The organism is Bradyrhizobium sp. P5_C11_2, assembly GCF_054049755.1.
In genome coordinates this window covers 1-2,340 of the sequence record NZ_JBFULT010000828.1, presented here as the reverse complement: position 1 = coordinate 2,340, position 2,340 = coordinate 1, and the positions used below count along the sequence as shown (strand labels likewise).

1 protein-coding gene is annotated in these 2,340 nt (G+C 65.9%); it reads left to right on the top strand.

What is annotated here, in order from left to right; genetic code table 11:
* The first annotated feature begins 995 nt into the window (after positions 1-995).
* On the top strand, positions 996-2,168 hold the full coding sequence (argE, locus tag ACXJL8_RS39095; RefSeq protein ID WP_456686823.1) for an acetylornithine deacetylase: 1,173 nt from the start codon (positions 996-998) through the stop codon (positions 2,166-2,168).
* Positions 2,169-2,340: the final 172 nt, after the last annotated feature.

Sequence of the window (2,340 nt, the reverse complement as noted above, 5' to 3'; positions counted from 1 at the left end):
GGATTGCTTCGCTCCGCTCGCAATGACGGAGTGTGGGAGACAACACGCGTCCCTCTCGTGTCCCGGACGCGCTGCAGCGTTCTTACGCTGCTGCGCAGAGCCGGGACCCAGAAGGCCACGCAAACCGCCGACGCGTGGGCCCCGGCTCTGCAGCGCACCGTCGAAAAGACGCTGCGCTGCGTCCGGGGCACGAGACCGTTGTTCATCGATAGACATAGCTGTTCATCCTCGCGGCGTGCTTCGCCCGAGCTTTGCGTCGTCGCGTCACCCTCGCAAATGAAAGAGGGCGCAGGGAAGACCGGGAGCCGGCTGGCTCCTATTGATCCGCTATGCGCAAGGTAGATTTGCGCTACRATGCACAGCKGGAAACAGGGCAACCGGAGACATCCCGGCCTTTCCCTGCGCAGTGGTTGGAACGRCTTATGTCGCGCTCTCCCCGGGGAGCGATGCACTATTGCCCCCGTCGCCCTGCGGATGGCTGATGCGTGTGCCCGGTCGGGCAGCGCACATCACCACAGGACTTGGCGCACAGACCCCGGGCGCCAGGACCACACGATTTGGCCGTACGCAAGTTACACCGGTCGTGTGCGCGACGCGGGTCGCTCACGGCTCTCCGCCCTGCGACCGCCTTCGCGCCGATGTGGCTTGCGTCCACCGCCGCCCGGCCCGCGTGTCGTGACGATCGCGATACGCCCCTCTTCCTCGGGCCGGAGTGCGCGCAACATGCGCTGTTTCCGAATTTCGGTAAAGCRGAATTTTTTTGMCRSCGCGCRTTGACCKAYKGCTYGSGTGTTTTGCCCGACGGGCATCGCGATATCTTGTAGCCCGGATGGAGCGCAGCGTAATCCGGGAATCCGTCCCAGCGGACACAGCGGCCCCGGATTGCGCTGCGCTCCATCCGGGCTACGGGCCCGTGTTGATTTGCGCGACCGGCCATCGTGTTGGTATGGTTCGTGCAGGCGATCCTGCCGCCTCCCCCCAACAAGACTGTGAAAATGCCTAGCTCAAGACCCGACCGCATCCGCAAGCTCCTCGCCGACCTCGTCGCCTTCGACACCGTCAGCGATCGCTCCAATCTGCCCCTGATCGCCCATATCGAGAGCTATCTTGCGTCCCACGGCGTCAAGGGTGATCGCATCGTCGACGAGACCGGGCAGAAGGCTTCGCTGTGGGTGACGATCGGGCCGGAGGATCGCCCCGGCTTCGTGCTGTCGGGCCACACCGACGTCGTGCCGGTCGTGGGCCAGGACTGGAGCCACGATCCGTTCAAGCTCGTCGAGCGCGACGGCAAGCTCTACGGCCGCGGCACCACCGACATGAAGGGCTTTGTCGCGGTCTGCCTCGCCATGGTGCCGGAGATGCTGGAGGCGAAGCTCGCGACGCCGATCCATCTCGCGATCTCCTATGACGAGGAGATCGGCTGCGTCGGCGTGCGGCCAATGCTGCGCGAGATCGCCAAGAGACGCGTCAAGCCGCTCGGCGCCTTCATCGGCGAGCCGACCGAGATGAAGGTCATCAGCGGCCACAAGGGCAAGCACGGCGTGCGCGCGACGTTCAAGGGGCTCGCCCGGCACTCCTCGATCGCGCCGGATGGCGTCAACGCGATCGAATACGCCGCCGAGCTGATCATCGAGATCCGCCGCCGCGCCGTGCAGCTCGCAGGCAAGAGGGCAACAGACAGTCTCTACGACGTTCCGCACTCGACGCTGCTCACCAGCATCGTGCACGGCGGCGCCGCGCTGAACATCGTGCCGGACACTTGCACGGTGGATTTCGAATGCCGCGGCATCGGCATCACCGAGTCGCGTGAGGTCACAGACGCGATCGTCGCGTGGGCCAAGGCCGAGCTCGAGCCAGCGATGAAGGCGCGAAACCCCGAGTGCGGCATCGATTTCGAGGAGATCCTCGACTATCCCGCGCTCGACACCGCGGCCGACGCGGCCATCGTCACGCTGGCCAAGAGCCTTGCGGGGCGCAACGACCACGCCAAGGTCGCCTTCGGCACCGAGGCGAGCTTGTTTGCCAGCATGGCCGATATCCCGTCGGTGGTGATCGGCCCCGGCGGAATCGCGCAGGCGCACACGCCGGACGAGTTCGTCGAGATGTCGGAGCTGGAGAAATGCGCGGGGTTCGTGGAGAAGCTGATCGCGCATTGCGCGAAGGGATGATCGGGGACTGCAACTAACTGGGTCCCGGCTCTGCGGAGCAGCGCTACGCGCTGCACCGCGTCCGGGACACGAGAGCAAGCGGAAATTCGGGCTCGTGTCCCGGACGCGGAGCGGCACGAAGTGACGCTCCGCAGAGCCGGGCCCCAGAGCGCTTGGCCCCAGAGCGCTTGGC